This is a genomic window from Amycolatopsis sp. WAC 01416, from assembly GCF_003947485.1.
Taxonomy (GTDB): Bacteria; Actinomycetota; Actinomycetes; order Mycobacteriales; family Pseudonocardiaceae; genus Amycolatopsis.
The window spans coordinates 17,739-41,130 of sequence record NZ_QHHX01000011.1 but is presented as its reverse complement, the minus strand read 5'-3'; the positions used below and the strand labels follow the sequence as shown (position 1 = coordinate 41,130).

At 69.1% G+C, this 23,392-nt stretch carries 19 protein-coding genes; 15 read left to right on the top strand and 4 right to left on the bottom strand.

Annotation, left to right across the window (positions count from 1 at the left end):
- Positions 1–2: 2 nt before the first annotated feature.
- Positions 3–1,937, bottom strand: a complete 1,935-nt coding sequence (locus DL990_RS33185) for an AfsR/SARP family transcriptional regulator (RefSeq protein ID WP_255431412.1) — start codon at positions 1,935–1,937, stop codon at positions 3–5.
- 252 nt (positions 1,938–2,189) lie between these two features.
- Here DL990_RS33185 and DL990_RS33180 point away from each other — a divergent pair, with 252 nt between their 5' ends.
- Positions 2,190–2,426, top strand: a complete 237-nt coding sequence (locus DL990_RS33180) for a hypothetical protein (RefSeq protein ID WP_233620650.1) — start codon at positions 2,190–2,192, stop codon at positions 2,424–2,426.
- Here DL990_RS33180 and DL990_RS33175 read toward each other — a convergent pair.
- Complete coding sequence (locus tag DL990_RS33175) at positions 2,416–3,774, bottom strand: dipeptidase (RefSeq protein ID WP_125801071.1); 1,359 nt, start codon at positions 3,772–3,774, stop codon at positions 2,416–2,418. The genes DL990_RS33180 and DL990_RS33175 overlap by 11 nt on opposite strands.
- A gap of 85 nt (positions 3,775–3,859) precedes the next feature.
- On the opposite strand from DL990_RS33175, the gene DL990_RS33170 reads away from it, so the two are divergent.
- Positions 3,860–4,285 carry a VOC family protein gene (locus tag DL990_RS33170; RefSeq protein ID WP_125787264.1) on the top strand — a complete coding sequence of 142 codons (426 nt, stop codon included), beginning with the start codon at positions 3,860–3,862 and terminating at the stop codon, positions 4,283–4,285.
- A gap of 257 nt (positions 4,286–4,542) precedes the next feature.
- Here DL990_RS33170 and DL990_RS33165 read toward each other — a convergent pair whose 3' ends face one another.
- Both DL990_RS33165 and pepN read right to left on the bottom strand, forming a co-directional pair.
- Positions 4,543–5,574 (bottom strand): FAD-binding oxidoreductase, encoded by a 1,032-nt coding sequence (locus DL990_RS33165; protein ID WP_125801070.1) that lies wholly within the window; start codon positions 5,572–5,574, stop codon positions 4,543–4,545.
- A 6-nt stretch (positions 5,575–5,580) separates the two neighbouring features.
- The gene (pepN, locus tag DL990_RS33160) at positions 5,581–8,067 is read right to left on the bottom strand and encodes an aminopeptidase N (protein WP_125801069.1); all 2,487 of its coding nucleotides are present in this window, start codon (positions 8,065–8,067) and stop codon (positions 5,581–5,583) included.
- A 482-nt stretch (positions 8,068–8,549) separates the two neighbouring features.
- On the opposite strand from pepN, the gene DL990_RS33155 reads away from it, so the two are divergent.
- The 13 genes from DL990_RS33155 to DL990_RS33095 all read left to right on the top strand — a co-directional run bounded on the left by DL990_RS33155 (position 8,550) and on the right by DL990_RS33095 (position 23,128).
- Positions 8,550–9,593: a ParB N-terminal domain-containing protein gene (locus tag DL990_RS33155; protein ID WP_233599027.1), complete on the top strand. Its 1,044-nt coding sequence runs from the start codon at positions 8,550–8,552 to the stop codon at positions 9,591–9,593.
- 275 nt (positions 9,594–9,868) lie between these two features.
- Positions 9,869–10,897: a 3-oxoacyl-[acyl-carrier-protein] synthase III C-terminal domain-containing protein gene (locus DL990_RS33150; RefSeq protein WP_125801068.1), complete on the top strand. Its 1,029-nt coding sequence runs from the start codon at positions 9,869–9,871 to the stop codon at positions 10,895–10,897.
- Positions 10,898–10,907: 10 nt separating this feature from the next.
- A complete protein-coding gene (locus DL990_RS33145; RefSeq protein ID WP_125801067.1) occupies positions 10,908–12,761 on the top strand; it encodes an HAD family hydrolase in 1,854 nt (617 codons plus the stop codon).
- Complete coding sequence (locus tag DL990_RS33140) at positions 12,745–13,014, top strand: acyl carrier protein (protein ID WP_233599028.1); 270 nt, start codon at positions 12,745–12,747, stop codon at positions 13,012–13,014. Before DL990_RS33145 ends, DL990_RS33140 begins: the two co-directional genes overlap by 17 nt.
- Before the next feature lie 16 nt (positions 13,015–13,030).
- Positions 13,031–14,353 carry a lysine N(6)-hydroxylase/L-ornithine N(5)-oxygenase family protein gene (locus DL990_RS33135; protein ID WP_125801066.1) on the top strand — a complete coding sequence of 441 codons (1,323 nt, stop codon included), beginning with the start codon at positions 13,031–13,033 and terminating at the stop codon, positions 14,351–14,353.
- Positions 14,354–14,355: 2 nt separating this feature from the next.
- Positions 14,356–14,724 (top strand): cupin domain-containing protein, encoded by a 369-nt coding sequence (locus tag DL990_RS33130; protein WP_199746713.1) that lies wholly within the window; start codon positions 14,356–14,358, stop codon positions 14,722–14,724.
- Positions 14,725–16,371: a class I tRNA ligase family protein gene (locus DL990_RS33125; RefSeq protein ID WP_125801065.1), complete on the top strand. Its 1,647-nt coding sequence runs from the start codon at positions 14,725–14,727 to the stop codon at positions 16,369–16,371.
- The gene (locus DL990_RS33120; RefSeq protein WP_125801064.1) at positions 16,268–17,518 is read left to right on the top strand and encodes an ATP-grasp domain-containing protein; all 1,251 of its coding nucleotides are present in this window, start codon (positions 16,268–16,270) and stop codon (positions 17,516–17,518) included. The genes DL990_RS33125 and DL990_RS33120 overlap by 104 nt, the downstream gene beginning before the upstream one ends.
- Positions 17,515–18,321, top strand: coding sequence for a dimethylargininase (ddaH, locus tag DL990_RS33115; protein ID WP_199746712.1), 807 nt, complete (start codon positions 17,515–17,517; stop codon positions 18,319–18,321). The genes DL990_RS33120 and ddaH overlap by 4 nt, the downstream gene beginning before the upstream one ends.
- A 132-nt stretch (positions 18,322–18,453) precedes the next feature.
- Entirely contained in the window at positions 18,454–18,798 is a 345-nt protein-coding gene (locus DL990_RS33110) for a hypothetical protein (RefSeq protein WP_125801063.1), read from the top strand.
- 5 nt (positions 18,799–18,803) lie between these two features.
- Positions 18,804–20,597 (top strand): ABC transporter substrate-binding protein, encoded by a 1,794-nt coding sequence (locus DL990_RS33105; protein ID WP_125801062.1) that lies wholly within the window; start codon positions 18,804–18,806, stop codon positions 20,595–20,597.
- Entirely contained in the window at positions 20,590–21,888 is a 1,299-nt protein-coding gene (locus DL990_RS33100; protein WP_125801061.1) for a cation:proton antiporter, read from the top strand. Before DL990_RS33105 ends, DL990_RS33100 begins: the two co-directional genes overlap by 8 nt.
- A complete protein-coding gene (locus DL990_RS33095; protein ID WP_125801060.1) occupies positions 21,878–23,128 on the top strand; it encodes an ATP-grasp domain-containing protein in 1,251 nt (416 codons plus the stop codon). Before DL990_RS33100 ends, DL990_RS33095 begins: the two co-directional genes overlap by 11 nt.
- The last annotated feature ends 264 nt before the right edge of the window (positions 23,129–23,392 follow it).

Here is a 23,392-nt window from a genome sequence, read left to right as displayed (position 1 = left end):
CGTCACCGCAACGCGGAAGACAGCCGATTGACCAGCCTCGGCAGCTCGGTGCCCGGCGCCCGGGCGGCGAGTGCGCGCAACGTCAGGCATTCCTCGCGATACCACGCGAGCCCGGCGCCGCGGTTTGCCGCGAGCCGGGAAAGCTGGTCACGCACCGCGCCCTCGTAGTACCCGACGATGCGGTGCGTCGACGTGCGCTCTTCGTCGGCCGTGACGTACTCGTCGGTGGCGAACAGCCGCACCAGCCCCGGAACCCGGTACCGGTCCATCCGCACCGTCTCGATGAGTCCGGCGTCGACCAGCCGTTCCGCCGCCGATTCGGCCAAGGCGACGGGGATGTCGAGCGCGGCCGCGAGCGCGGCCGTCGAGACGACCGGCAGGTCCAGCACGTCGAGCTGGCCGAGGGCGCACGTCGCGAACGGATCGGCGAAGCGGCGAAGCAACCGGACACCTGCTCGCAAGCCGTCGCGGACGCTGAGCCCGTCACAGGTCAGCGCGTCCAGCCGGCGCATCGGATCGGCCAGCCGCGCGGCGAATTCGCCGACCGTCCATTCCGGACGCCGCGCGAGCCTGGTGGCGGCGATGCGCAGAGCGAGCGGCAAATGGTCGCAGAGCCCGGCGAGCCGGACGGTGGCGGCGAGGTCGGTGTCGACTCGGGGAGCTCCGGCGTAGCGGCGGATCAGTGCCGTCGCGGCCGTCGTCGGGAGCCTGCCGAGGCGAAGCAGGCCCGATCCGTCCACCGCGGTGGAGGCCGGGCGGCTCGTCAGGATCACCGCGCAGCCCGGTACGGAGGGCAGCAGCCGCCGGATCTGTTCGGAGTCGGCGACATCGTCGAGCACGACGATCACCCGACGGTCGGCCAAGGCGGAGCGCAGCAGCGCGGCGGCTCTCTCCTCGTCCGGCGGGATGTCCGCGGCCGGCACGCCCAGCACCGCGAGCAGCCGTCCGATCGCGTCGACCGGCGGCGTCGGGCCATGGGTCGCGGATGCCCCGAGATCCAGATACACCTGACCATCCGGAAAGGACCCGGCCACCCGGTGGGCGGCGTGTACCGCCAAGGCGGTCTTGCCGACGCCCGCCATGCCGTGCACGGCGCAGCGCTGCTCTCCGCCTCCGCCGGTCAGCCGGGCGGTGATCCACGCCAGCTCGCGTTCCCTGCCGATGAAGGCCGGCACGTCGGGAGGCAGGGTGCGTGGCACGGCGAGCCGCGGGGCCGCGGTCGCCGTCGTGGTGCGACGCGGTGCCTCCAGCAACAGCGGGTCGTCCCGCAGAATCCGGCCCTGCAGCTCCCGCAACGGTTTGCTCGGCTCGACACCGAGTTCGTCGACCAGCAGCCTGCGCAGATCCCGGTACGCGCCAAGGGCTTCGGCCTGCTGCCCGGACCGGTGGAGCGCGACCATCAGATGTGCGTGCAGCCGCTCGCGCAGCGGGAACTGCGAGACCATCGACTTCAGCTCGGGCAGCAGCGTCTCGTGCCCGCCGAGCCCGATCTCGGCCTCGATCCGCGCCTCGACCACCGCCAGGCGCGCCTCCTCGAGCCGCGCGGACTCGGCGAGGACGGAGGGGACCATCGCCACGTCCGCCATCGGCGTCCCGCGCCACATCCCGAGCCCTTCGGTCAGCGCCGCGACCGCCGAGGACAGGTCTCCCTCGGCAAGGCTCTTCCGGCCCGCCGCGACCAGCCCCTCGTATTCGTCGACATCGGTCGCGCCGGACGGAAGCACGAGCCGGTAGCCGGGTGCCCTGGTGCTCAGCATCCGTCCTCCCGGATCGCCGAGGCCGTTGCGCAACCGCCAGACGTACCCGGCCAGCAGGCCGGCGGCACTCGGCGGCGGCCGCTCGCCCCACAGCTCCGCCATGAGCTGATCCGCCGACACCGCGCGGTTGGCGTTGATCAGCAGGACGGCCAGCAGGGCCCGTTGCTTCGGGGCACCGATCGAGACCCACTGCCCGCCGTCGAAGAATTCGAGCGGGCCGAGGAACCGGAACCTGACCGGTGACGCGTTCGATTCGCCGTTAATTGACGTCCACCATTCTCCGGTGCTCTACTCGCCCTTCGGAGAATACCGAGGGTGAGGTGCAGGATGGATAACGCTAAACCATGGTTGCTGGAGATTCGGCTGTTCAAGGTAAAGCCGGGCAGCCGAGAGGAATTCGATCGTATAAGCCGTGAGGGCACCATTCCGTTGATGCGGCGGCTGGGTATCACGGTCCTCGCGCACGGCCCGTCCCTGAACAACGAAAACGGCTATTTCCTGCTGCGCGCCTTTTCTTCCGAGCAGGAACGGGTCCAGCGATCCCAGGCCGTCTACGCCACGGACGAATGGCTGGCGGAGTACGACGGCCCGGTCACCGCGATGATCGAGGACTACGACACCTCGGTCTTCCCGGCGGATCCGGCCGAACTCGGCCGTCTCATCCGATAGGGCGGGCCGCCCCGTTCAGCAGGAGCGCCTCGGCGAGGCAGACCCGGGCGAACTCGCCGAGGTGCAGGCTCTCGTTCGGGCCGTGTGCCCGGGTATGCGGGTCCTCGACTCCGGTCACCACGATCTCGGCGTCCGGGAACTCCGCCTGGAACGTCGAAACGGCCGGGATCGAGCCGCCGACGCCGATCTCCACCGGCGCGACCCCGTCCCACGCGGCGCGAATCGCGGACCGGGTCGTTTCGTAGTGCGGCCCGGTGGTGTCGATGACGCACGGTGCGCCGCCACCGTCCAAGTCGACCGAGATCGCGGCACCCCAAGGACAGTAGGCCTCGAGGTGGTCACGGAGCGCGGCGAAGGCCTTGACCGGATCGTCACTGGGGGCCAGCCGGGCGCTGATCTTCGCCCGCGCCACCGGAACGAGCGCATTGCCCGACTCGAGAACCGACGGGGCGTCGATACCGAGAACAGACAGAGACGGCTTGGTCCACAAACGGTCCGCTATCGAACCGGTGCCGGTGAACCGGACACCGTCGACCATCCCCGCCTCGGCGCGCACCCGATCGGCCGAAAGCTCCAGTGTGGACTCGCGGCCGGTCTCGAGCCCTTCCACCGCGACGTCGCCCGCTTCGTCGTGCAGCGTTGCCAGCAACCGGACGAGCGCGGTCAACGCGTCCGGGACGGCTCCCCCGAACATTCCACTGTGGACGGCGGCGTGCAGGGTGCGTATCTCGGCCACACAGTTGACGATTCCGCGTAACGAGGTGGTCAGCGCGGGAACGCCGATGTCCCAGTTGGCCGAATCGGTGATCACGATGAGGTCGGAGCGCAACTTGTCGTGGTGCAGCCGGAGCAGTTCGGCGAGCGACGCCGAGCCGTACTCCTCCTCGCCTTCGACGAACACCACCACCCCGACCGGCAGAGCGTCACCGAGCGCCCGCAGCGCCACGACATGCGCCATCAGCCCAGCCTTGTCGTCCGCCGCGCCGCGTCCGTAGAGCCGGCCGTCACGCTCCACCGGCTCGAACGGGTCGCTGTCCCACAACGCCTCGTCCCCAGGCGGCTGGACGTCGTGGTGCGCGTAGAGCAGCACGGTCGGCGCGCCGGGCGGCGCGGGCCTGCGGCCGATGACCGCCGGCCTGCCACCGGCACGGACGATCTGGGTGTCCAGCCCGCAGCCGTGCACCAAGGCCGCCACCGCTTCCGCGGAACGGTCCACCTCCGCGTGGTCGAATTCGGGAAAGGCGATACCGGGAATTCGGACCAGATCTTCCAGATCGGCTCGCGCACGGGACATTTCCCGTTCGACGGCCGTCCTCAATTCGGCTTCCGTCAGGTCCTTGGTCGTCATGACCCGGATCGTACGGCGCGGCCGATGAGAAAAGGAGCCGGTCAACCGCGCGTGAAATCGAACGCCACGGCGCTACGCTCGGACCATGCTGCTCGGAATCGACCACATCGGACTCGTGACCGAAGAACCCTCGGCTCTCGGCCCCGCCATGACCGCGCTCGGAATGTCCAAACTGGATAGTGGAACCGCCGCCGGATATCGCGTGGCGTGCGAGTTCTGGCAGCCGGCGGGACGGGACGGCCAACCCCTGATCGAACTGGTCTCCCCGGCAGGCCCCGGCTCGGCACTCGACGGCCACCTCACCCGCTTCGGGCCAGGACTGCATCACATCGCCATCGAGGTGGACGACCTGGAGCCGGAGCTGAACCGGTTGCGCGAAGCCGGGTTCACGATGGTCGACCGCGAGCCCTGCGCCGGTGCCCGCCCCGGGATGCTGGTCGCCTTCACGTACCTGGCCAGGCCCGCCGGACTGCTGCTGGAGCTGGTCCAGTACGAGGCGTGCGGGTCGTGAGTGGCGATATCCTCAAGTACGTGATGGCCCCCTTCCTTGCGTCTAGCGCAAGGAAGGGGGCCATCACGTACTTACCTGCTCGAGTCAGCACGAAAACCGCCGGACCGCGAACCACTCGACCTGCCCCTCACGACCGCCTCCACCGCCGTTGCGAAAGCCACTTTCGCAACGTTCAAGGTTGCGAAAGTGGCTTTCGCAACATCCCTCCCCGCCGACCTGAGGTGTATGGGCCGTCTTGCGTTGGTCCGTGTACCCAGTCAGCGCACCAAGGCGGCCGCCGCCACCCGGCTCGCCGCGACCACGGTCTTGGCGGCGCCGCCCGAGCCGCCGGTGAAGGTGAACACCCCTGGGCCCGCCTCACGTAGTTCGAGGCCCGGCGGGTCGTGGTAGCAGTCGGACGACGCGGTGGTCCGATGTGGACAGTGGGCGGCCGGTGGATGGCCCAGCAGGCGGCGGGCCTCCTCCGCGACCCGCTCGGCGAGCGCGGCGCCCGGCCGCGGACAGGAGGGGTCGACGTCCCAGCGGTCGCTCGGCAGGCCGAGCAGGAACCCCGCGTCACCCGCCGGGCGGCCCCACATGCCGGTGTCCTCCCATACGAACGCGCCCAGCCGGGCGGGCCGCCCCTCGTACACGGTGTACTGGATCTGTTTGACGCGCATCCCGTCGGCGGGCAACCCACTCGCCGCCAGCAAGGCGGGCGTCCACGCGCCGGCGGCGAGCACGACCGCGTCGTATCCCGCGGTCGTGCCGTCGGCCAGCCGCAGGGCCGGCCCTGGACCCACGGTGGTCACCGGGAGCCGCCGGACGGTCCCACCGCGGTCGGTGAGCCAGCCCAGCACGGCGGCCCGCAACCCGGCGGGCGACAGGTAACCCGCGTGCCGTTCGACGACCGCGGTCACCCCGGTGGGCAGGCCGCGGAACGGATATCGGCCTGCCAGCTCGGGGCCGGTGAGCAAGGTCGCCGAGCCGGGCAGCACCTCTTCGAGCACCCGGACCGGCTCGGTCACTTCGGCTCCGGCGGGCAGGAGGTACACCGCTCCGACCTCCCGGTAGTCCGACGCCGTCCGCAGCGCGGGGTCTCCGCGCAGTTCCGCGAGGCTGCGCGCGGCCGGCAGGCACTCCGGCGCGGTCCGCTCGAAACCGCGGACGAGACCGCCGGACGCGCTGGTCGCGTCGCCGTCGGCCGACCGGGTGGTGTACAGGTCGACCGCGATCCGCGGCACCGACCGCAGGAGCCGCCAGGCGAGCATCGTGCCCGCGACGCCGCCACCGGCGATTCCCACGCGCATGGCGACTCAATCGGTGCCGTCGGACCGGGCGGCCACCGCCCGGCGCAGGTCGTCGGTGAAGTCCGCGACCCGTCTGCGAAGCGGGAGCTCGACGTCGGCACGGGCCAGCAGCTCGTCGGCCAGCCGCAGGGTCTCCGGCGAGGCGGCGTAACGCGGGTAAAGGAACCGCACCAGCACGTCCAGCACGAGGTCACCACGCAGCCTGGCGGCCGCGGGCATCTCGGCGAAGAACCGCGGGACGTACTCCGCGGTCAGGTCTGCCTGCTCCGGTTGCCAGAATCCCTCGGCCAGGGCCCAAAGGCCGTAGCTCGAAACCCCGGTGTCGCCGAGGATCGCCTCCCAGGCCGCGCTCTTGGCCGCCGGATCCGGTCTGGCCGCCCGGCATTTCGCGGCGAACTGTTCACCCCGGGTGCTGGGATCCGCCCGGTGCGCCGCGTCGATCTCGTCCTCGGAAAGCCCGCCGAGCACGGCGAGCCGGTATCTGGTCCGCCAGGCCAGATCCGCGTCGAGCACGAGCCCGGCGGGCAGCCGGGTGCCGTCCAGCCAGCCACGAAGCTCGACGACGTCGGCGCTGAACTCGACGAGCCCCCTGCACAGGCACAGCCAGATCTCGTCGGATGGCGCGACCTCGGCCATGCGGTCGCGAATCGCGCCGGCGATGGCGGCGAGCGCGACGGACCGCCGCGCCGGGTGAAGAAAGCGGTCGGCGACGTCGAGGCGGGCCTGTTCGAGCACCTCGACGACGATGGACGGTTCCGGCTCCACGGCGAGCATCCCGGTCACCAGGTCGAGGTGGTCGGCGGCCGGGTAGGCGCCGTCCTGCACCGCCAGGAGCAGCGCACACCACACCATGGCGCGGTTGACCGGGGACAACCGGGGAAGGAACTCGGGCAGCGCGGCGCGTGAGCGGTCGTCGAAGCGGATCTTCGCGTAGGTCAGGTCGCCATCGTTGAGCAGGACGAACTTCGGCGCCGGACGGCCGACCAGCTGCGGCAGCTCGGTCCGTGGGCCCTCTATCGCGACCCGCACCGTCGTGGACTCGTCGCCGTAGCAGCCCACGTCCAGTGTGTGCGGCCGCGTCACGGGGTGGCCCGACGGGACGTCCTGTCGCACGGCGGCCGCCGTGATCACCCCGTCGGTCACCGTGAGCTCCGGGGTCACCGTGCTGACATCGCAGGTGGAGAACCACACCCGGGCCCATTCGGTCAGATCGGTTCCGGTGGCCTCGCTCAACGCGGCGAGGAAGTCGGAGAACGTCGCCGTGCCGTACGCGTGGCGGGTGAAGTAGACGCGCAGGCCCTCGCGCAGGGCCGGGGTGCCGACGCGGGCGGCCAGCTGCCGCAGCACCGAGGAGCCCTTGAAATAGGAGATCCGGTCCAGTTCGAGCAACACCGTCCGCACGTCCGGCCCGGCAAGGCTCACCGGATGGGTCGACGGCCGCTGGTCGGCGACGTAGGCCTGGGCCTTGCGCCGCACGGCGAACGTGGTCAACGGCCCGGAGAACCTCGTGACGTCGCTGGTGACCCGGTGGGCCATGTAGTCGGCGAAGGCCTGACCGAGCCAGAGGTCGTCCCACCAGGTGTTGGTGACCAGTCCGGCGAGCCACATCAGGGACAGGCCGTGTGCGATGACCACGGCCCTGGTCTCCCGTTCGCTCGCCGGCACGGCGGAGCCGAACAGGTACAGCTCGCGCAGCAGCACACAACCGGGGTGGTCGAGCGAGAGCACGCTGAACTCCGGGACGAAGACCTGGTCGAACTTGCCGAACGGATAAGGCACACCGAACATCCGCCCGTACTCGTCGAGGCATTGCCCGGTGATCTCGAAGACCTCGTCGATGTCGTCCTTGAGCCCGTCGGCCAACGAGGCCCGGCAGTGCAGGCCCAGCGGCACTCCGTCGTGCTCGGCGTGGAAGGACTCGTACGGACCGACCGCCAGCGTGGTGAGGTAGGTCGCCAGGGGCGCGGTCTCGGCGAGTCGCCAGCGCCCCGCGCCGAGCCTGGTCGCCGGTGCGTTGCCGAGCACCTGCCAATCGTCGTCGGGAACGGTGACGGTGAAGGTGAAGGGCGCCTTGAGATCCGGCTGGTCGAAGCAGGCGAAGATCCGGGGCGCGTTGTCGATGAACACGAAGGCGTACAGGTAGACCCGGCCGTCCGCGGGATCGGTGTACCGATGCAGGCCTTCGCACTCCCGTGAGTAGGCCATATCGGCGACCACGACGATCTCGTTCTCATCGGCGAGGCCGGTGAGCGTGAGCCGTCCGTCCTCGAGCGCGGCGACGTCCAGTTCACGCCCGTTGAGGCTCGCCGAGCGCAGCGCGCGGGGACGCACGTCGAGGAACGTGCCGTCAGCTTCGGAACGCGCGTCGAAAACGATTCTCGTGGTCGATCGGAATATCTCGTCCCCTAGTGTCAGATCGAGATCGACCCGATACGAACGTACCCGCAGCAATGCGCCGCGCCCCTGCGCTTCGGCCTGCGTGAGACTGGGCATTTCCACGACCCTCCAAATAGCTGTATCGCCGCCGCCGAACAGCTCAGGCGGCCGCCGGGCAGACAATCTTCCGAGCCGCCGAATAGCGCATTCGACGCTCAACCGCGTCCTGTGAAGCAGTTGAACGGGCGGCGCGGACCGCCCGTTGGTTCCGTCGGCGGCCCCTTGGCGCACTGGAACTCGCTTGAACACCTAGTTCGTGGTCGATCGACGACCTACCCTCTGACCAGGAGACGGGGAGGGTAACAGTGATGACGCAGTTCATGAGTTGAACGACGCCTGGTTCAATGGGGACATTTTAATGGGGGACGCGGTCGGCGACGGTTTTGCATCCTCGTGCTGCCGCACAAATCGTAATTCAGGTCTGAGGCGACGACGCCCGAAAACAGCGAAGAGTCGATAGTCGGTAATCGGGGCGGGGCGCCAGGACTCATTCAGGGTAAGTCGCAGGTTTGCCATCCACAACCCGACGGGGGTGCCCATTGACCGGGCAAGCTGACCACGGCTCCAGCCAGGGGCATTCGGCTGATTCGAAAGAACTGGACGAACCGTCGACCGAGTATCCGAAGGCGGACCAGGTCACCTGCGCCGTTCCGTTGGCCGCGTTGCGACCGGCGGACTCGCCGCGGTTGATCGGTGAGGACGCCGAGCACATCCGGGTGCTGGCCGAACCGGATCGCGCGCTGCCGCCGATCCTGGTCCACCGCTCGACCATGCGGATCATCGACGGGATGCACCGGCTCGGCGCGGCCCGCCTGCGCGGCCAGCACACCATCGACGTGGTCTTCTTCGACGGCAGTGAGGAAGACGCGTTCGTACTGGCGGTCAAGGCCAACGTCGCGCACGGCCTGCCGTTGTCGTACGCGGACCGCGAGGCCGCGGTCGCCCGCATCGTCATCTCCCACCCCGACTGGTCCGATCGCGCCATCGCCGCGGCCGCCGGACTCGGCCCCCGCACCGTCGCCACGGTTCGCGGCCGGATCGACGGGCTTCCGCAAGGAACGGCCCGGCTCGGCCGCGACGGGAAGGTCCGCCCGCTGGACAGCACCGACGGACGACGTGTCGCGAGCCGGCTGATCGCGGCCTTTCCGGACGCGTCACTGCGCTCCATCGCACGCGCGGCGGGCATCGCCCCGGCCACCGTTCGTGATGTGCGCGAGCGGATCCAGCGCGGCGAGGACCCGGTGCCACCGCGCCGGCCACGCACCGTCCGGGACGGCCGCACCGAACGCCGCGAGACCAGCCAGCCCGCTCACGACCACACCGAACGTCTCTCGACGAAGGAGCGCAACGCGGTCCTTCGGAACCTCGAGCGCGATCCATCCCTGCGCTTCGCCCAGACCGGTACCCGGACGCTGCGCTGGCTCGTCCACCGGGTGATCGCCGAGGAGGAGTGGCGTGAACTGGTCGACACGGTCCCGCCGCACAGCGTCTACGTCCTCGCCGCACTGGCACGCCGGTGCGCCAACGAGTGGATCGAGTTCGCGCACCAACTGGAACAGCGAGTCGGCTCACAGAAGTCGTAGCCCGCCGTGAATACGACAACGTGTTCAACCGAGCATCGGAACTCAGTTGAACGACGAGCGGTTGTCGAAGGGCGAAGTGTGCGGCAGTATTCCCACGCAGCACGCCATGGGGGCCGAGAACTATTCGCGAATTCCATCGGACCGGACCTCGGCGAGTGACCGTCATCGCCGAAAGCGGCCGTCGCCCGATCGATTCGAATCAAGCCGCCATCGACATCGGTTCATGATTTCCGCGGAAAACCTGTCGCCGACCGGATTCGGCAAGAGGAGAAGTAATGGCAGCACCGCTCGCCGAATTCGGTATCGCCGGCTTCGGTTACGCCTTCGGCGAAGACCAGGACGTCGAACACGTCGCCGGCACTTATGTCACGGACCCGGAGCGTGTCGTCCAGTGGGGTTATCGGACCTTCCACCGTGCCGCGGACGGGGTGACGTCGACCGCGCTGGCGGCGGAGGCGTCCCGCGCCGCGCTGGCCAGGGTCGCGATGGACCCCGCGGATGTCGATCTGGTGGTACTGGCCAATTCCGAACTGGCGGAGTACCCGTATTGGGACTCTTCCGCGGCGCTCGCCAGGGAGCTGAAGATCCGGGAGCGGCAGACGATGCTGCTGACCGAAGGCTGCGCCTGCGGGGTGACCGGACTCGGCGCCGTCGCCGGGCAGCTGGCGCTCCAGCCGGAGCTCGACACGGTGCTGTTCACCGCCGTCAACCGGGTCAGCGAATTCCATCGCAACCGGATGAACGTCAACAACGCCGTGCACAGCGACGGCGCGGTCGCCGTGGTGCTGCGCCGAGGCCACGACCGCACCACCTGGCTGGCCACCGAGCAGTTCACGGATTCCGACTTCTGCGACTGGTTCCGCACCGATATCGGCGGCAGCGTCACGCCGATACCGCCACCCGGATGGTCGAGTGCGAACGCGCCGAGCGGGACCGAACGCGTGCAGGCCCATTTCCGGAAAGACCCCCGGCAGCTCCAGAAATTCGGCGAACAGCTCAACGCGCGAGTCGTCGAAGTGGTCGAGCGGGCCTGCCGCCGGGCAGCTGTACGGCGCGAAGATCTCGCCCGGTTCATCTACATCAATGACCCGGACGGCATCGCCGACGTCGCAGGTTCGATCGATTTCCCACTGGCCAGGACGAACCACGAGCTGGCGAGCGACCACGGCCATATGGGCGCGGCGGATCAGTTGGTCGCGCTCGGGACGTACCTCGATCGCGGCGAACTGAATTCGGGGGATCTCGTCGCGCTGGCCGGAATCTCCATCGGTATGCGCTGGTATTGCACGATTTTCCGAGTCTAGGCAGGGGTCGATGAAGGATTTCACGGAATTGCTCGGCTGCCTGCGCGCCGCGATGGCCACCCACTCGACGCCGTCGCCGGGCGTGCGACAGCGGCTCGGGGAGGTCGAGGATCCGGCGACGGTCCGCCGGGCGGGTCGCATCCTCGCCGATCTCCCGCCCGCCGGGCCGGACCTGCGACCGGTCCGGGTGGCCGTGCTGGCCACCTGCACGATCGGCCCGTTCGAACATCTGCTCCGCGCCGCGCTGGTCACCACCGGCACCCGGCCCACCCTTCTCCTCGGTGATTACGGCACATTCGAGCTGTCACTGGCCGCGGGCGAGATCGACGGCTCCCCCGACGTCGTCACCTGTCTGCTGGACGAGCGGTACTTCGTGCCCCGTGACTGGAGCGCCGTCGACACGGCGGGCCTGACCGAACACCTGACGGCCCGGTTCGCCGAACTGCGAGGACTGATCCTCGCCTGCCTGCGGCGCACACCGGGCGCGTTCGTGCTGCACACCGTGCCGATGCCCGCCGAACTGCGGGATTCGGTGATCAGCTGGCGGGCACGGGCCGCGATCGGCCGGGCCTGGCACCGGCTCAACGCGGACCTTCTAGGACTGGCGGAGGACGACGGGCGGATCACGGTGGTGGACCTGGCCGGTGAACTCGCCGACCTCGCGGTCACGGCGAGGGACGAGCGACTGCACCGGTACGCGGACCTGCCGTACACCGACGGCGCGCTGCTCGCGCTGGCGCGGCAGGTCGCCAGGGTGGTCGCGGCCAGGTCGGGCCTGTCCCGCAAGGTGCTCGCGGTCGATCTGGACAACACGCTGTGGGGTGGTGTGCTCGGCGAAGCGGGCGAGGCCGGGCTGCAACTCGGCGGGTTGTACCCGGGGAACTGCTATCAGGACCTGCAGCGGGCCGTGCGCCGGCTGCGTGAGCAGGGGGTCGTCCTCGTACTGGCCAGCAAGAACGACGCCGGCGCGGTCGACGAGGTACTGATCGGTCATCCGGAAATGCTGCTGCGCCCTCAGGACTTCGCGGTCCGCGCGGTGAACTGGTCGGCGAAGGCGGAGAACCTGCGGCAAGCCGCCGAGACGCTCAACCTGGCCGGGAACGCGTTCGTCTTCATGGACGACTCCCCGTTCGAACGCGGGCACGTGGCCGCCGAACTACCCGACGTCGCGCTGGTGGCGGCCGACGGCGACCCGGCCCACCTGGTCCGCGCGCTGCTGCGGCCCGGCTGGTTCGACGTTCCGGAACTCACCGGCACCGACCTGAAGCGTCCGGCGCTGTACCGCTCACGCGCGCTGCGCACCGACTTCTCCACCGGGTTCGCCTCCTCGGAGGACTACCTGCACGCGTTGCGGACGCGGGTGACAGCGCATCCGGCCACCACCTTCGAGGTGGGCCGGGTCGCCCAGCTTTCCGCCCGTACCAACCAGTTCAACCTGACCGGGCACCGGTTCGACGAAGCCGCCACCACCGCGATGTGCGCCGATCCGGACCGGCTCGTCGCCTCGTTCGCCGTCTCGGACCGGTTCGGCGACGAGGGGATCGTCGGCGCCGCGTGGATCGAGTGCCGAGGACAGGTCTGGCGGGTACTGAACCTGGTGCTGAGCTGCCGGGTGTTCGGCCGGGGCATCGAGTTCGCGATCACGGACTGGATCGTGCGGCGGGCCCGCGACGCCGGGGCCACCGCACTGGCCGGCCGCTACGTGCCGACCGGACGCAACAAGGTGGCGGACGGCTTCTGGGAGAAGGCCGGTTTCACCCCGTCCGACGAGGACGGCCTGTACACCGTGGTGCCCGCCACCGCGCCGAGTTGCCTGCCCACCTGGATCGCCTACCCGGAGACGAGTGATGACCGACATGGATGACACGGCGTCCGTCGTGCTGAACACGCTGAGCGAAGTGCTGAACAAACCGGACGGCGACCTGCGGGCCCGCCCCGTGCTCGCCACCCACGGCTGGGACAGCCTCTCGTCGCTGGAAGTCCTTTCCCAGCTGGAAAGCAGGCTGTCGGTAACGCTCGATCTGCGCAGCTACCACGCCGCGCACACGGTGACGGCCCTGATCGATCTCGTCGCGGTCGCCGCGACGACCAACACGGGCGCCGGTCGGCGCGAATAGCCGGGGAGGATTTGCGGTGCGATTTCAAGAAGTAGAGTTGCTGGCGATCGGAGCGGGCCCGTCGGGCCTCGCGCTCGCCGACGCGGTCGAGGAGCTCGCGAAGTCCGAGCTCGCCAAGGAAACGCTCATCGTCGAACAGCAGGACGACGTGGTCTGGCAGCGCGGCATGTTGATCCCGTGGACGCAGAGCCAGGTCTCCTTCCTCAAGGACCTGGTGACCCAGCGCAACCCGCGGAGCCCCTTCAGTTTCGTCAACTACCTGCATTCCGTCGGCCGCTTGGACCAGTTCATCAACCTCGGCAGCTTCACGCCGTACCGGATGGAGATCTCCGGCTATCTGGGCTGGGTCGCGAGATCCCTGCCGAACGTGCGGATCGACTACGGACGGCGCTGCGTTTCGGTCCGGCCGTTCGGTATCGCGGACGGGACCGGCGAGTGGCTGGTCCAGATGGCCGACGGCAGTGCCGTGGTGTGCCGTCACCTGGTGGTCGCGGCCGGGCGGGACCCGTACATCCCGGAGACCTTCGCGGCCATCCCGCGCGAGCTGATGATCCACAGCACCGAGTTCGCGGCGCGGATCGGCGAGATCGACCCCGAGCAGACACGCCGGATCGTGGTCGTCGGCGGGGCGCAGAGCGCGGCCGAGATGCTCTGGACGGCACACCAGACGTTCCCCGGGACACAGTGCACGATGGTGATGCGCTCGATCGGCCTCAACGCCTACGAGACGAGCAAGTTCACGAACGAGTTGTTCTACCCGTCCTTTGTGGACGAGTTCCACTCGGCGCGGCCGGAGGCCAGGGCGCAGCTGCTGCGCGAGATGCACCGGACCAACTACGCCGGTCTCACCACCGACATGCTCGACACCCTGTACCGGCAGATGTACATCGAACGGCTCACCGGGACCGAACGCATCGAGATGATCCCGATGGTCGACGTGGCCGAGGCCGAGATGGACGGCCGCGAGATCGTGCTCACTCTCGTCGACCGCAAATCCGGCCATCGCTCCACGCTCCGCTGTGACGTGGTGCTGCTCGGTACCGGTTTCACCAAGCGGATGCCACGGATCGTCGACGACATGGCCTCCGCCGTCGGGATCGACGAGATCACCGTCAACCGCAGCTACCGGATGAGCCTGCCCCCGTCGTTCAGCGGGACCTGTCACCTGCAGGGGGTGAACGAGGCCACCCACGGCATCGCCGACTCTCTGCTCAGTGTGCTGGCCGCGCGCGCGGCGGAGATCGTCACCGACCTGCTCGCCGAACGCCGGACGCCGCCGTTGCCCGCCATCACCGAAGCCGCCGCCCGCCTGCTCGCCGCCACCCAAGGAGCGCAGTGACCATGATGGAGATCCGAAGGCTCGATCCCGCGAACCTCAAGCCGGACAACGGGCTGGCCGCCACCCGGCTGCTGCCGTGGCCGGAGCTGAACGCACCGTTCGAGGGCTCCTGGTGTGTGGTGGCGCCGGGCGCGGAGTCCGGCGCGCACAGCCACCACGAGTACGAGATCTGGGTGGCCATGACCGGGGCCGCGGAGATCGTCTGCGACGGACGCCGGGTGCCGTTCGCCGCAGGCGACATCGTGCACTTCCCCCCGGGGTCGCGGCACCAGGTGGTGAACACCGGCACCGAGGAGTTCCGGATGTACGCGGTCTGGTGGGACAGGGACATGGCAGGGCGGTTCGCCACCCGCGACGAGGCCGGCGTGTAGATGTCCACGACCATCGTGGTCGCCGCGACCCCGACGCCCAACGGCGACCTGCACATCGGACATCTGGCCGGGCCCTACCTGGCGGGCGACGTGTACGCCCGGTACCTGCGGGCCACCGGCGCCTCGGTGATCTACACGACCTGCACCGACGACAGCCAGAGCTACGTGGTGTCCACCGCCCGGCGATCGGGCACCACCCCGCGGGCGCTGTGCGACGGCTCCACCGCGGCGATCGGGCGTTCGCTTTCCGCGATGGGCATCTCGATGGCCGGTCTCCCGCCGATCGACGACGTGTACCGGCGCACGGTGCTCGAATTCGTCACCGCCCTGTACGAGGCCGGCCGGTTCCGGAAACGTACGGTGCGGCTGCCGGTCGCGACGCGGTCCGGCACGTACCTGTTCGACGGACTGGTCACCGGCACCTGCCCGGTCTGCCTGGCCGTCAGCAGCGGCGGGGTCTGCGAGGCCTGCGGGCACCCGAACAACTACGACGAGCTGCTCGATCCACGCTCCACAATGGACCCGGACGACCCGGTGTCCTACCGGGACACGGAGATCCTGGTGCTGCCGATGGAGGAGTATCGGGAACGGCTCACCGCCTACTACGCCGCGCAGGCGGGACGGTGGCGTCCGCACGCGACGCAGCTGATCGGTGAGCTGCTGGCCGGGCCGCTGCCGGAGATTCCCGTGACGATCCCGGCCGGGTGGGGCGTTCCCGCGCCGTTCCCGGAGACACCCGGCCAGATGCTGTACCCGTGGATCGAGGCGATGCCCGCGGTCATGTACAGCACCTGGTGGTCGGCGGGCGACACCACGGTGCCGGTGGACGAGCACTGGCGCGCCGAACACGACGCCGACGTCGTCTACTTCCACGGTTACGACAACGTCTACCACTGGGGCCTGATGGATCTCGTGTTCCTGCTGGCCCACGGCGACCGGTACGTCACACCGTCGGCCAACGTCTGCAACGAGTTCTACAACATGGCCGGGGAGAAGTTCTCCACCAGCCGCGGTCATCTGATCCGGGCGGCCGAGCTGCTCGCCGAGGTCCCGCGCGACCTGGTCCGGTTCCATCTGGCGCACACCGCACCGGAGCAGGCGCGCACCGACTTCAGCCGGGAAGGGTTGCGTGACACCGGGTACCGGCGGCTCAGCGCGCCGTGGAACGCGCTGGCGGAGGCGATGTCGTCGGCGCTGCACGGGCTCTCCGGCACGCTGCCGGTGTCCCCCGCCGGACGGCGACGAGCCGCGGCCATGCTGGCGCGGTTCCGCGGCTGCTACGAGTTGCCCGGCTACAGCATGAACCGGGCCGCCGAGACGGTGCTCACCCAGCTTGACCGGCTGCGCGGCCTCGACGACGGCTCGGCGATCACCCCGGGTGATCTGGTGCTCGAGACCCGCACGTTGCTCGCGGGGGCCGCCCCGATCCTGATCGACGCGGCCGAGGCGGCGGGCGAGGACGGGGTCGACCTGTCCCTCACCGCCGAACCACCCGCATCCGTTCCCGTGTTCCGACTCCCCCGGCTGCCCGAGGAGGCGAGCCATGAAGCTGCTGACCATCGAGACCCGTCAGTACCTGACCTACTACCACTCCCGCTATCGGCAGGTGCAGGCGTTCGGCGTCGACCTGTACGTGATGAACGGTGAGGGGACGGCCGACTTCTGGCCGTCCGACCACTACCGGCTGGTCGGCTCGAAGAAGATCGACGAGATGATCGCCTGCGCCGAGGAATGGCATGCGACCGAGCATTTCGATGGGGTGATCACCTTCTCCGAGGCGGCGGTGATCGCGGTCGCCTCGGTGGCGGAAGCCCTCGGCTTGCCAGGCATCGGCGTCGACGGTGCCCGCAACAGCCGCAACAAACTGCTGATGCGCCAGGCGTACGAACGGGCGGGGGTGCCCATTCCCGCCTTCCGGTTCGTCACCGAACTGGACGACGCGCTCGCGGCGGCCGCCGAATTCGGTTACCCGGTCATCCTCAAACCCACCCTGGGTGCCGGCAGTCACCTGGTGTACCGAGTGGACGGCCCGGAGGAGCTCACCCGTGACTTCACCACGGCCAGCGAAGGACTTCGGAACATGTTCTGGATCAACGCCGAGGCCGACGACGTCGACCTCGGCCCGATCGGGCTGCTCGTCGAGTCCTTTTTGGATGGACCGGAGTACCTGATGGAGGCGCTCGCCTGGGACGACGAGCTCTACCTCGGTTCGGTGGTCGACCGGATCACCGCGGAGGGCCGTAGTTTCGACGACGACGTGCACCATGCGCCGACCTCCCTGCCCGCCGAAGAACTGGCCCGGGTGCACCACGTGGTCAAGGCGGCCGCCCGCGCGCAAGGACTGCGGCGCAGCGCGATGCACGCCGAAGTGCGTTACCACGACGGCAAACCGCATCTGCTGGAGATCGCGGCCAGGGTCGGCGGCGGCGGGCTGGACACCATCGCCCGGCTCACCGCGGACCACGATCCGATCCGTGCCGTGGTCGACGTCGGCCGGGGGGTCAAGCCGCCCGTCCGCCACTACTGGCCGACCGGGACACACATCACGGCGATGTGCCTGATCTGCGAGAGCGGTGTGGTCGAGCACATCGAGGTGCCGCCGGAGGTCAGCGAATCGGACCGGGTCTTCCTGCTGCAGATCACCGCCCGCCCCGGCGACGTCATCCTCCGGCCGCCCGACGGCAACACCATCTTCGGCTTCCTCGGCACCACCGGTACGTCCAAAGAGGACGCTTACGAGCTGATGACCGAACTGGCGAACAAGATCACCGTCACCTTGGAGCGTGACCGATGAGAGTGGCCAGCCCCCGGCGGTTCCTGATGTGCCCGCCCGACCATTTCGAGGTCAGCTACTCCATCAACCCGTGGATGGAGCCGGACAAGCCGACCGACACGCCACTGGCGATCATGCAGTGGGACCGGCTGCGTGCCCGGCTGGTCGCGCTCGGCCATCAGGTCGACGTGGTACCGCCGCGGCCCGGCCTGCCCGACATGGTGTTCGCCGCGAACGCGGCCACCGTGCTCGGCGGTCAGGTGCTGGCCGCCCGGTACCGGCATCCGCAACGGTTCGGCGAGGCGCCCGCCTATCAGGCCTGGTTCGCCGAGCACGGCTACCCGGTCCGGCGCGCCCGGTTCGTCAACGAGGGCGAAGGCGACATGCTGCCCACCGGCACCCGGATCCTGGCAGGCACGGGCTTTCGCACCGACGAGCGCGCGCACGCCGAGGCCGCCGACCATTTCGGCGTGCAGGTGGTCACCTTGCGCCTGGTCGACCCGTACTTCTACCACCTGGACACGGCGTTGGCGGTACTCGACCACGAAGAGATCATGTACTACCCCGGCGCGTTCTCGCCGGACAGCCAGGCCCTGCTTCGCGAGCTGTACCCGACCGCGATCCGGGCGGACCGGGCCGACGCCGAGGTCTTCGGTCTCAACGCCGTCTCCGACGGCAAGCATGTGCTGCTCCCCCAGGCGGCCGTTCACCTCGCCGAAAGCCTGCGGGCGGCAGGTTTCGAGCCGATCAACGTCGACCTGTCCGAACTGCTGAAGGCCGGTGGCGCGGCGAAATGCTGCGCGCTGGAGCTCCGCGGGTCGTGAGTGGCGTTTCGGGTTAGAACCCGAAACGCCACTCACGACCCTGCACCGACCACGCCACCTTCGCCTCACCCCCTCACTAACCCTCTTTGCCACTCACGAGGGAACCGTGCATCCCTCCACAAAGGAGTGAACATGATCAACTACGAAGGCCGGCGGTTCCGTCCGGTCGCCGTCGACGACACCGGCGACGACGACGGCGGCGACCGGGTCGCGGTCTACCGGCAGAACGGCGACCTGATCTGGGGTGAGTTCACCGGCGGCAGAGCCCGGCGCGGCTCGCTGACCGGAACCTGTGGCCCCGACGGCAAACTCGACTTCGCGTACTGCATGGTCCTGGAGAGCGGCGAGGTGATCTCCGGTCACTGCACCAGCGTCCCGCGGATCCTCGACGACGGCCGGATCCAGCTCGACGAGGTGTGGCAGCGCTACGGCCCGCACCAGTCCGTCGGGGTCTCCCGCCTCCAAGAGATCCGGTGATGGCGATGACCCGGACCACCTCGAAACCCGCGACTCGAGGCGAGAAGGCGCGCCGCGGCGGCACGGTCACCTGGGCCTGCGCGCCGGGCTTCCCGCCGGCGGTGATCTTCCCGTTCACCCCGGCGGAACGCATGGGCATGCGCAACGTCCTGGAGTTCCAGGCCCTGATGTACCGCACCCTGTACTTCTTCGGCAGCGACGGCACACCCGAGGTCGACTACGCCACGAGCATCGGCGAGCCGCCCGTGTGGAGCGAGGACGGGCTGACCGTCACGGTCAAGATCAAGCCGTGGAAATGGTCCAACGGAGAGACTCTGTGCGCCGACAACGTGTTGTTCTGGGTGAACCTGCTCAAGGTCAAGGGCGACCGGTACGGCGAGTACACCCCCGGCTACTTCCCCGACAACTGCACCGAGTACGGCAAGTTGTCCGAGGACACCTGCTACTTCACCTTCGACAAGGTCTACTCCCGGCGCTGGGTGCTGATGAACCAGCTCAGCCTGATCATTCCGCTGCCGAAGGCATGGGACCGCACCGCGGAGGGCCCGGCCAACGCCTCCGGCGATCTCGCCGACGTCGAGGCGGTCTACGACTACCTGATGGCCGAACAGGGCGACATCATCGACGAGCGCAACGAACACCGCACCCGCTGGGCCGAAAGTCCTGTTTGGAGTGTCGTGAGCGGAGCATGGCGGTTGAAGAGCTACACCCTGGACGGTGTGGTGACGTTCGTGCCCAACGAGCACTACTCCGGCCCGAACAAACCGCGTCTCGACGAGTTCCGGCAGATCCCGTTCTCCTCCGACGAGGAGGAGTACCGACGGCTGGAGAACGGGCCGGACGGCGAGGACGCGGTCCAGGTCGGCTACCTGCCGCTCAGCTTCGCCACCGGTCACACCGACGATCCGGCCAAGGGCGGGGTGAACCCGCTGGCCCTGCGCTACACGATGGTGCCGCAGGTGGCGTACTGCATCCGGTACACCAGCCTGAACTTCAACAATCCCACCGTGGTCGGCAAGATGTTCGCCCAGACCTACCTCCGGCAGGCACTGCAGTGCACCCTCGACCAGGACTCCGCTGTCCGGGACATCTACCAGGGCTACGCCTACCGGCAGAACGGCCCGATGCCCATGCTCCCGGTCACCGATCTGGTGTCACCGCCGCAGCGCGGCGGGGCGTGGCCACTGCCGTTCGATCCCGACCGGGCCAGGGAACTGCTGTCCGAGCACGGCTGGGACACCAGCGTCACGCCGGCGGTGTGCGTCGATCCGGAGCGGGCGGGCGACGGGATCCCGCGCGGCACCAAGCTGAGCTTCCTGCTGCGTTACGTCGAAGGGCGACCGGCGCTGACCAGGCTGATGACGCAATACCGGCACGACGCCGCCGCGGCGGGGATCGAACTGCGGCTGCAGGAGGTCTACGGTTCGATACTGGTCGCCGAGGACGCGCCCTGTTACCCGACCGACGAAACCCCGTGCCAGTGGGAGATGTGCTGCTGGAACGGCGGCTGGGTCTATCACCACCCGACCGGCGAGGTCCTGTTCAGGACGGACGCGGGCGGCAACTTCGGCCACTACCACGACCCGATGGCCGACGAGCTGATCGAGCGCACGGTCACCACCGACGACCCGGAAATCCTGTACGAGTACCAGGACTACATCGCCGAGCAGGTGCCGGTCGTCTTCAACCCCAACTTCCCGATCCGGTTGTTCGAGGTCGCCGACAACCTGCGCGGCTTCGAGCCGGTCAACCCGTTCGGCATGATCAGCCCGGAGAACTGGTACTACGTCGATGCCTAGCCCCGTCGCCCCCATCGGCGCGCACTCCATGCTGCTGTTCCTGCTCCAGCTGGGACTGCTGCTCGGGCTCGCGCTCGCGCTCGGACGGCTCGCGCTCCGGCTCAAGATGCCGGCGGTGGTCGGTGAACTGACCGCCGGTGTCCTCATCGGACCGTCGGTGCTGAGCCAGCTGGCACCCGGCCTCTCGGCTTGGTTGTTGCCGCGCGAGGCCGCGCAGCTCAACCTGCTCGACGCCGTGGGGCAGCTCGGCGTACTGCTGCTTGTCGGGATCACCGGTCTGCACATGGATCTGAAGCTGGTGCGACGCAAGGGCAAACCCGCGGCCTGGACCAGCGCGGGCGGCCTGCTGGTGCCGTTGGGCCTCGGCATCGGGCTCGGCTTCGCGCTGCCGGATTCACTGGTCCCGGCAGGGATCGACCGCGCGGTGTTCGCGTTGTTCATGGGTGTCGCGATGGGCGTGAGCGCGATCCCGGTGATCGCGAAGACCCTGCTGGAGATGCGGCTGCTGCACCGCGACATCGGCCAGCTGATCGTGAGCGCCGCGGCCGTGGACGACATCATCGGCTGGCTGTTGCTTTCGGTGGTGTCCGCGCTGGCCGTCACCGGGCTGGTCGTCGGCCAGGTGGCGCTGTCGGTCGGCGGTCTGCTGGTGGTCTTGGTGCTCACGGTCGTCGTCGGACGTCCGCTGGTCAACGCGTCGTTGCGACTGGCGGCCCGTTCCTCCGAGGCCGGCCCCGGCATCGCCACGGTCGTGGTCCTGCTCCTGCTGGCCGCCGCGGGCACCCACGCGCTGGGCATGGAACCGGTACTGGGCACGCTGCTGTGCGGACTCCTCATCGGCTCGTCCCGGCACATCGATATCGCGCGGCTGGCGCCGTTGCGCACGATCGTGCTGGCGGTGCTCACCCCGATCTACTTCGCCACCGCCGGGCTGCGGATGGACCTCACCGCGCTTCGCGATCCCGCGGTGCTCGGCTCGGCAGTGCTGGTGCTGGTCGTCGCGGTCGTCGGCAAGTTCACCGGTGCCTATCTCGGTGCCAGGGTGGGAAGGCTGAGTCACTGGGAGGGACTGGCGCTCGGCAGCGGTCTCAACGCGCGCGGCGTGATCCAGGTGATCGTCGCGATCGTCGGGCTGCGGCTCGGCGTACTGAGCACCGCCACCTACACGATCATCGTGCTGGTGGCGATCGTGACGTCGCTGATGGCGCCGCCGACACTGCGCTACGCGGTGCGGCGTATCGCCGTCACGGACGAGGAACGCGTACGGGAGAAGAGGTTCCATGTCCAGTGAAACGCGACCGCGGCTGCTGCTGATCGCGACCGGCTGGCAGGTGTTCCGGGAGTACCTGCTGCGGTCGATCAGCGCCCGGTACCGGGTCCACCTGTTCCACACCGCCGAACCGCAATGGGAACGGGAGTACATCACCGGCTGGTCCGTGCTGCCCAGCACCATCGACGGTCCCGCGATGGCCCGCGAGGCCCTCCGGCTGAACGAAGCCGAGCCGATCGACGGCGTGCTCTGCTGGGACGAAGGGCGTATCCACGCCACCGCCCATGTCGCGGAGGCGCTCGGGTTGCGGTGCGGCGACCCGGCGATGATCTGGCGGCTGCGGGACAAGGCGCAGACCCGCGCCGCGCTGGCCAAGGCCGGCGTGCCACAGCCCCGGTCGGTCAAGGTCCGCACCCTCCCCCAGGCACTGGCCGCGGCGGAGCAGGTGGGATACCCGGCCATCCTCAAACCCCGTGGTCTCGGCGCCAGCCTCGGTGTCGTCCGGGTCGACGACCCCGAGCGGCTGCGCGAGATGTTCGCCTTCACCCGCGACACCAAGGCACCCGACCCGGTCGTCTACGCCAGTGATCACCCGGTCCTGGTCGAACAGTGCGTGACCGGCGAGGAGATCAGCGTCGACTCGGTCGTCCAGGACGGGAAGGTGACACCGCTCTTCCTGGCCCGCAAGGTGGTCGGCTTCCCGCCCTACGCCGAAGAGATCGGCCATTACGTGGACGCGGACGATCCGCTGCTCGCCGACTCCACGTTCACCGCGCTCCTGCAGGACACCCACACCGCGCTGGGCTTCCGGGACGGGTGGACGCACACCGAGTACATGCTGACCGGGACGGGCCCGAAACTCATCGAGGTGAACGGCAGGCTCGGCGGCGACCTGATCCCGTGTCTCGGCAAGCTGGCGACCGGCATCGACCCCGGCGCCCTCGCCGCCGCGGCGGCCTGCGGTCACGATCTCGACGTGCGTCTCACCCGGCGGCGGGTGGCGGGTATCCGCTTCTGCTACGTCGACCGCGACGACACCACCATCGCCTCGATCCATTTCGACCCGACGACGCTTCCGTCCACAGTGGACCACGCGGTCACCATCGCCGCGCCCGGCGCCGTGGTTTCCCCGCCGCCCAAAGGCACCGTTTGGGGTCGCGTCGCCTACGTCACCGCGGTCGCCGACTCGATCGGTGAATGCGCCCGGACGCTCGACGCCGCCCAGGCCTCACTGCGCATCACCACCGCACGTCGTGGCTAAGTCGAACGTGTCGTGTTCGCGGGGAGGCTGGTGGTGGGGTCGATGCCAGGAAATCAAAGGCGCTGGTCCGGCGGTTTTCGTGCTGACTCGAGCACTCAAGTCCGTGAAGGCTAATCACGCGAGTTCCGCCTTCAATCACGCGAGATCGGTGTCCAGTCACGCGCGACGTCCATCGACCTGGTGGTGGCATCACCTCACGACCCACCCACCAACCCGCAGGTCAGACGTAGGTACACAAATGAAGGCCTCCTTGAGGGACCCAGA